This is a genomic window from Serratia sp. 506_PEND, from assembly GCF_001076875.1.
In the GTDB taxonomy this organism is placed as follows: domain Bacteria; phylum Pseudomonadota; class Gammaproteobacteria; order Enterobacterales; family Enterobacteriaceae; genus Serratia; species Serratia marcescens.
On the sequence record NZ_JVEL01000632.1, the window covers coordinates 39,573 to 45,572 of the forward strand.

At 50.3% G+C, this 6,000-nt stretch carries 14 protein-coding genes; all 14 read right to left on the bottom strand.

Features of this window, described 5'->3' with window-relative positions; genetic code table 11:
- Positions 1-232: 232 nt before the first annotated feature.
- The 14 genes from ADK28_RS28755 to ADK28_RS28805 all read right to left on the bottom strand — a co-directional run bounded on the left by ADK28_RS28755 (position 233) and on the right by ADK28_RS28805 (position 5,928).
- Entirely contained in the window at positions 233-538 is a 306-nt protein-coding gene (locus ADK28_RS28755; RefSeq protein ID WP_048797393.1) for a hypothetical protein, read from the bottom strand.
- Positions 539-565: 27 nt separating this feature from the next.
- A complete protein-coding gene (locus ADK28_RS28760; protein WP_048797394.1) occupies positions 566-1,228 on the bottom strand; it encodes an AAA family ATPase in 663 nt (220 codons plus the stop codon).
- A 186-nt stretch (positions 1,229-1,414) separates the two neighbouring features.
- A complete protein-coding gene (locus ADK28_RS28765) occupies positions 1,415-2,173 on the bottom strand; it encodes a tyrosine-type recombinase/integrase (RefSeq protein ID WP_239686296.1) in 759 nt (252 codons plus the stop codon).
- 344 nt (positions 2,174-2,517) lie between these two features.
- Positions 2,518-2,841: a hypothetical protein gene (locus tag ADK28_RS31970; protein WP_075202177.1), complete on the bottom strand. Its 324-nt coding sequence runs from the start codon at positions 2,839-2,841 to the stop codon at positions 2,518-2,520.
- A 4-nt stretch (positions 2,842-2,845) separates the two neighbouring features.
- Positions 2,846-3,094, bottom strand: coding sequence for a hypothetical protein (locus ADK28_RS28770; protein ID WP_152929762.1), 249 nt, complete (start codon positions 3,092-3,094; stop codon positions 2,846-2,848).
- A gap of 18 nt (positions 3,095-3,112) precedes the next feature.
- The gene (locus tag ADK28_RS28775; RefSeq protein ID WP_048797396.1) at positions 3,113-3,340 is read right to left on the bottom strand and encodes a hypothetical protein; all 228 of its coding nucleotides are present in this window, start codon (positions 3,338-3,340) and stop codon (positions 3,113-3,115) included.
- Between the two features lie 57 nt (positions 3,341-3,397).
- Positions 3,398-4,003: a DUF2913 family protein gene (locus ADK28_RS28780; RefSeq protein WP_048797397.1), complete on the bottom strand. Its 606-nt coding sequence runs from the start codon at positions 4,001-4,003 to the stop codon at positions 3,398-3,400.
- 36 nt (positions 4,004-4,039) lie between these two features.
- The gene (locus tag ADK28_RS28785; RefSeq protein WP_048797398.1) at positions 4,040-4,273 is read right to left on the bottom strand and encodes a hypothetical protein; all 234 of its coding nucleotides are present in this window, start codon (positions 4,271-4,273) and stop codon (positions 4,040-4,042) included.
- Positions 4,274-4,295: 22 nt separating this feature from the next.
- Positions 4,296-4,655: a helix-turn-helix domain-containing protein gene (locus ADK28_RS28790; RefSeq protein WP_048797399.1), complete on the bottom strand. Its 360-nt coding sequence runs from the start codon at positions 4,653-4,655 to the stop codon at positions 4,296-4,298.
- Positions 4,652-4,966, bottom strand: coding sequence for a type II toxin-antitoxin system HigB family toxin (locus ADK28_RS28795; RefSeq protein WP_048797410.1), 315 nt, complete (start codon positions 4,964-4,966; stop codon positions 4,652-4,654). Before ADK28_RS28795 ends, ADK28_RS28790 begins: the two co-directional genes overlap by 4 nt.
- Before the next feature lie 129 nt (positions 4,967-5,095).
- The gene (locus ADK28_RS33355; protein WP_256364576.1) at positions 5,096-5,224 is read right to left on the bottom strand and encodes a hypothetical protein; all 129 of its coding nucleotides are present in this window, start codon (positions 5,222-5,224) and stop codon (positions 5,096-5,098) included.
- Positions 5,225-5,298: 74 nt separating this feature from the next.
- Complete coding sequence (locus ADK28_RS31975; RefSeq protein WP_152929763.1) at positions 5,299-5,502, bottom strand: hypothetical protein; 204 nt, start codon at positions 5,500-5,502, stop codon at positions 5,299-5,301.
- A gap of 3 nt (positions 5,503-5,505) precedes the next feature.
- The gene (locus ADK28_RS28800) at positions 5,506-5,694 is read right to left on the bottom strand and encodes a hypothetical protein (protein WP_048797400.1); all 189 of its coding nucleotides are present in this window, start codon (positions 5,692-5,694) and stop codon (positions 5,506-5,508) included.
- A gap of 45 nt (positions 5,695-5,739) precedes the next feature.
- Positions 5,740-5,928 carry a hypothetical protein gene (locus tag ADK28_RS28805; RefSeq protein WP_048797401.1) on the bottom strand — a complete coding sequence of 63 codons (189 nt, stop codon included), beginning with the start codon at positions 5,926-5,928 and terminating at the stop codon, positions 5,740-5,742.
- Positions 5,929-6,000: the final 72 nt, after the last annotated feature.

Sequence of the window (6,000 nt, forward strand, 5' to 3'; positions counted from 1 at the left end):
GGCCGGTATGACCGCACCCGCGAAAAAAAACCGGCCTGGCAGGACGAGGGGGGTTAATTGCGCCCTGGTCGTCCGCTACCGCCTTCGGCGGGCATCAGGGGCATGTGGGTAGGGTTATCCTTTTTAGCCACTGTTGCCCCTTCCCATGCGCCAGAAGCGCATAAAGAAAACGCCGGTACAGACCGGCGACGAAGAAGGGTAAAACAATTTAGTGTATAACGTTATACATCAATCACCGTTTTACCGGCGGCTTGCCGGTTTTGGGGCTGGCGATCTCCGCCTGGCGGATCAGCGTCCCCCGCGTCTCTTCATCCAGGCGGCTCAGGGCATCGAGGCTGGCCCGCAGTACCGCAACCCGGCTCGCGCCGCTCTCCTGCGTCAAGCGGTCAAAGTGGTCGATATCGTTTTCCGTCAGTGAGAAATTCACGCGGGTGATCTGCGAACCGGAAACGGGCCGCTTGCTCGCCTCCATCACAAAGGTTTTCAGCGTCTTGTCTTCCGTGACCGTGGTCAGCCCGGCACTCTTTTTCAATTTCATCGTATCACCTCGATATAGTATATAACGTTACACACTATATAAATTTAGTTCGGTTGCCAGCAGTTCGATTTCAGCACGGGCCTTGTTGCCGCTCTTGTCGCTGTATTCATGCACTGATACCCCGTCATTGTAGGCGCGTTTGTACGCCGTGCGGCTGAACAGCCGTTGACGGGCAACCGGCAACCAGTCCGGGTCGTCGTTCATCATCTTGCGGAACGTACTCGCATCCTGATCGCCCGGATGGGTCGGACAGCGGTTCATCACGATCAGCGCCTCCAGGCCCGGATTGATGGCCGCTTGTGCCTGGCGAACGTCCACAACCAACTCGCCCAGCGTATTGATTTCGATTTGCGCAGTCGGATCAACCAGCGAGATAAACTTGTCCGCCACCGCCAGGCATTTCCTGAACTCCGGCGACTTGCTGCCGGGCGCATCCAGCAGCAGCAGATCGTACCTGGACGCCAGGCGGCGAACCGTGTCGGGGATGTTGGTGTAGCACTCAAAATAATCCACGTCCGGGGCGATACCGCGCTCCCGGCGCTCATCGAGCCACATTTTCACGCTGCGTTGCTCGTCGCACTCCAGCACGGCAATACGTTTGCCGGTCTTGAGTTTGAGGCACATCAGCAGGTTGATCAGCACCGTTGACTTCCCGACCCCCCCTTTATGACTGCCAATCAGCACAATCATACATCCCCCATAAACATTGTATAACGTTACACACCATTATGTAGCAGAGCCAAAAATAGCCGTGCTTGCTACCCTTTATGCTTGCCTGAATGACACCTTAAACAACCAGGCCAGGATTCAACATAGTGTATAACGTTATACACTTATGAGAACAGCAAGTAAACAGTGTGTAATGTTATACACCAATTAGAGGATTTGTCCGGCGCGTCGCAGCAGGGCGGCCGCTTCATCCGGGTGCATCCCAAAACGCACCTGGTAGCCGTTGCCGATCCCCACTTCCAGCGCCCGGATACGCACGTAGACCTGCGTCGATTTAAAATCCTTGTGGCCCAGGTAGTCCTGGAGCGTCAGCGGAGCCGCACCGCAATAGAGCAGGTGCATGGCGTAGCTGTGCCGGAACGTGTGCGGCGAGATTGGGCCGATGGAAAACCGCACCCCCTGCGTGGTACAAGCCGTTACCGTGTCACGCAGCCAGTTACGGGCAGTATCGTCGGTGATGGCCCAGATCGGCTTCGTCCGGTAGCGGGTGAAGGTGTGCAGGTGATCGCGCAGCCGCCGCACAAAATCCGCATCGAGCAGGGGCAGGGTGCGGCGGTGGCCCTTCGGTGGCCGCCCGGCCTTGGTCAGTCGCTGTTGCTTGAGCGTGGTCAACGTCACCAGTGGGCGCACCCCGTCAAGTTCAATGTCAGCCGGGGTGACGGCCAGCGCTTCGTTGATCCGTGCGCCTGTGTTCCATAAGAACTCAAACAACATCCGTTTGCGTAAATCATTACACCCGGCCAGCAATACGGCGATCTCCGGGGCCAGCAGATAGCGGGGCAGGTCGTCGCGCACCGCCGCCAGGCGACGTACCGCCAGGGCGGTTTCAAAATCAATATAGGGTGCCGCCGGGGTGCCGGTGGCGCTACGCGAGATCTGCGGGAACGTGGGGGCAGTGGTGCTCAATTTTTTACTCTCCGCAATCAGCCGGGGTAACGTGTTACCGTTGATTGTAAACGTCCGGGCGGCGGGAGGCTTGCGGAATAATCGCGCTGGCGGTGATCGTCATTTCGGTTAATACACCCTTGATGGAAGTAAAACCGAAGACCGAGCCGGGGCAGGGCAGGGCTGCCGCCCCACGGAATGCCCTATCCCGCCCCAGCCCGGTACAACATAGGGTAGCAGTCTCCGCTACCGGCACACAACATACAGCGTTATCCACAGAAACGGGGGATAACTTCTGTACGGTTCGGTAAAAAGGGCGTTTTGCCGAATCTCGGCGAACGGGCAGAGAAACCGTCTGACCGCGCTCATGGGTGAGGTAACGCTTCACTTTTGGCTGTGGATTCATTGGCGGCTAAACCTACGAGATCAATAAAACTCAGTGCTTTATCATCAAGCCATAAATGATCGTTATGGCATGTAATCGGCTTGTTACGGTAATACATAGGAACCTTAATACCGTCAGATAGCTGTAGTGCATTACCGTTTTTATCGCAACTGTACGATTTATTTTCAGAGATTTTAATGGGTGCACCGGGATCAAAAACAGGGATACCTGTCGCCGATACAACACTACTGAATGCAATAATTAGAAAAGACGTACATATGACCTTACCTTTTTTTACTCTCATGCTTTTATTCCTTTTTCGCTAGTGAACCATAAAATTCACGTTTCGCTTTTCTATACGCACCGATTAAAATGAAAGGATTAAGGTGAAAATACGCATAGGGATATTCACGCCTAATGACATCAATGATTTCATAATAACGCTTATCGAATCCCTTCACCTGTGAAGAGTGCAATAACTTTCTGTCAATGAAACCAGCTATCATATTAGTTTCCTTTTCAGTGTTACCTAACCACATTTTAAAATTTCGTGACATGACCTCAACTCTCCATTTCTAACGTTGTGCAACCCAGCATTTAGCTCCGTCATAATCATTCCCCCCTTGAGCCTCAAAAATATGATCCTGCACATCAACAGCTAACGCACCGGGGCGCTCATGACTCGCGTCACGTAAGCAATTTTTCCAACCGTAGACCTCTCCCTGCCATACCAGCACCACGCCAGCAACATGTTCTGGGTTCGCATCGCGCCATCTGGCGGCTATCGCTATGATTTCTTTCATCTATAGGCTCCTGTCCGATAATTTATATAAAATATATCGTAGTACGTGTCACGCTGATCACTCTGTTTTCGTCACGGCCAGAACAGAAAATCCCTGTTCATCATCCTGCTGCACCACCGTCAGCGCACATTGACCGAACAACGCCGGGACGCCGCTAATATCGCCGGTAAACCGCAAGACCAGTGGCTTGATCAGCGTTTGTTTGTCGTCAAAACAGGACGACAATGCCTGTTTTCGAGTATACAGCGCACAAATCTGTGCGCTCCCCGCCTGCGCCGTGTGCCATTCATGATCGGACACCAGATGATCATCCCACCCCATGCTTTTGAGCGTCTCCACCGCATAGGTGAAGCGGAACAGGTCGCTTTGTGAGGCCAGCGTTCCCGCACTGGAGCGGTAGATATAGTCTACCTTGCCGCGTAGGTTCGCCCGGAACCCGTAAAGTTTACCCTGAGCCTGCAACCAGAGAATGTCCGCCGCTACCGAGCGGGGAAACAGTTTGCGTTTTTGGGCAGTCGCAAGCCAGCGCATGATGAACAGGTGTTGTTGTACATCCGACGTTGCTCGCCCGTCATGCTGTTCCAGGCGCAGTGCGACCAGCAGGCACCATGCTAGATGCGCAAGTTCAGTCGTAGGACGTTGTTGATATGCGGGGGTTGCCAACGGGTAGTCTCCTTCTTGGCTCAAGAGCGGCCACGATCAGCCGTCCGCCACTTCGTCAATGTTTTCTGTTGCCGTCTCGATACTCTCCAGAGCATCGGCAATCAGCCTGATCGCCTCTTCGGATGCCTCGCCGCGTTCTGACTGCTGCAATCCTTCCGGCATGTTGTCAAAGGCGTCCTGTTCTTCATCACGAATAGCCTCAAGTTCAGCCTTCACATTGTCGAGTTGCGCCCTCAACGCTGACAGCGACTTTCTGCGTTCTTTATTCATCTCAACGCCTCCAACGCCCTCATTAAATACCTAACAGGCTTTCCAATGGAATATGAAACTGTTTGTTCAGATTCCGTATCATTGGGATGGTCAATTTACGCTTGCCGTTCAAAATCTCATACACCCGGTTTAACTGCCCGATAGCCGGTTGTAAATCTTTCGCGGTTAGCCCGGATTGCTCCATCCTGAATTTAATGGCCTCAATCGGATCAGGCGGGTCAATGGGGTAGTGTTTCGTTTCATAGGCTTCAATCAGCAATACCATGATTTCCATAAAATCAAATTCGGGTGAACCTGGTTCCGGCTGCTCGTCAAACAGGGGGGAAATCGCATTTAGCGCTTCATGATAGTCCTGCTCGGTACGAATGGGCTTGATATTCATTTTGTTACCTCTCTAATCTCAACGGTATTGACATCAATTTTATCGTACTGCTTATGGGTGCCGATAAACTTAATATAAACCCAGCCCGCCGCATAGAATATGGATGTCACTAAACGGTAATCGTTACCTTTGATGTTAAACACTACACGACTGTTTTTAAGAATACTGGCGCTACGGTAAAGCTCCTTAATTTCCATCGGGGATTGCCAATTGGCTTTTTTCGCTTCGTCCAGCCAGGCTTTTAACGGCTGTTCAGCATCCGGGTACTGCTCCCAAAAGCTCTTTAGGGTTGCGATGGAAATGATCTTCATGGCGTACATCCGTTACTGTTTCAATAAATTCATTATATCCCAAAATGGGACAAAAACAACTTTTTTTCTATACCATCCAACTGTAAAACATTCAGCATATGATGAGGGCGGGGCCAGCCCGCCCGGAGTTCAGTGCGCGTAGCCGCGCAGATGTTCCAGCCACCAACGCAACTCATCCCAATCCTGCGGCTTCATTGCGGGGATCTTCACTTCCCAGCCCTTTACAAGCTGATCGGCGATCGCTATGATTTGGTTCATTGACATTAAATTTACCTCGATAGTGGTTTATTGTCATACGGCGTTAGGTTGTTGCAATCAACCTAACGCCACCTTTAAAATTTTATGTTCATCAATTCACTTTTTGACGGTAATTCATAATAGCCGGATGACACTATTCTACCGTCAGGGGTCAATACCTTAAGGTCGGTTTCATCTCCAAGTTTAGGATGTTCATAAAACCTATAACCGAGCACACTTCCAATTAATACAGGTTTGTTTTCTAAAAATCTCTTGGCGTTATCAGTTAATTTTTTCATTTCTTATTCCCTGTCATTTTTTAAGCTATTTATAATTTCTTCCTTCGCTTTCTCCTGTTCGCTTGGTGAGTACGCAAAGTTAACCCACTTTTCAATCTGCCTGATCACCTGTTCTTTGTTGTATCCGCAAGAATCAAACCAGAACTTAACATTTCTTTTCAGTGAGGCTAATGCACTTAATTCATATTCCATTGTAAACCCCTTAACATATTTATCAAAAAAGGTAGGGATTGAACATTAGTTGATTGCATCAACACTCAAAACGACATAGCTTTTATTTTTATTATTCTGACCAAAGATAAAAGCTGCATCGAAAGAATTTAAAGCGCTGGTGATAAAATGACATTTAATGGTTTTATTTTCTTGATTTATTGAAATGAAAACCACATCAAAGCGGGACAACCGTAAGGTTTCGAGAGTATTCATTATTGGCTCCTGGCCGCTCGGCCTTTATCGGAAGCACCGTGCTTCCATGAGTTAAATAATACATCTATTTGG